Raw genomic sequence first — 366 nt, 5'->3', positions numbered from 1 at the left:
TGTTCTTCCCTGGCAACAGAGCTTTACGATCCGAGAACCTTCATCACTCACGCGGCGTTGCTCCGTCAGACTTTCGTCCATTGCGGAAGATTCCCTACTGCTGCCTCCCGTAGGAGTCTGGGCCGTGTCTCAGTCCCAGTGTGGCCGATCACCCTCTCAGGTCGGCTATGCATCGTCGCCTTGGTGAGCCGTTACCTCGCCAACTAGCTAATGCACCGCAGGCCCATCTGCAAGTGACAGCTTGCGCCGTCTTTCCCAGTCTCCCCATGCGAGGAAACTGCGTATCCGGTATTAGCATTCGTTTCCGAATGTTATCCCGGTCTTGCAGGCAGGTTGCCTACGTGTTACTCACCCGTCCGCCGCTAA

The 366-nt window shown here is 57.1% G+C and carries 1 rRNA gene; it reads right to left on the bottom strand.

The annotated features are described in order from the left end of the window. Positions 1 to 366 (bottom strand): 16S ribosomal RNA (locus tag BMZ79_RS00015); the annotation flags it as partial.

Origin of the sequence: Paenibacillus sp. UNC496MF (assembly GCF_900113915.1) — a bacterium.
Taxonomy (GTDB): domain Bacteria; phylum Bacillota; class Bacilli; order Paenibacillales; family Paenibacillaceae; genus Paenibacillus_Z; species Paenibacillus_Z artemisiicola.
This window is presented reverse-complemented; position numbering and strand designations above follow the sequence as displayed.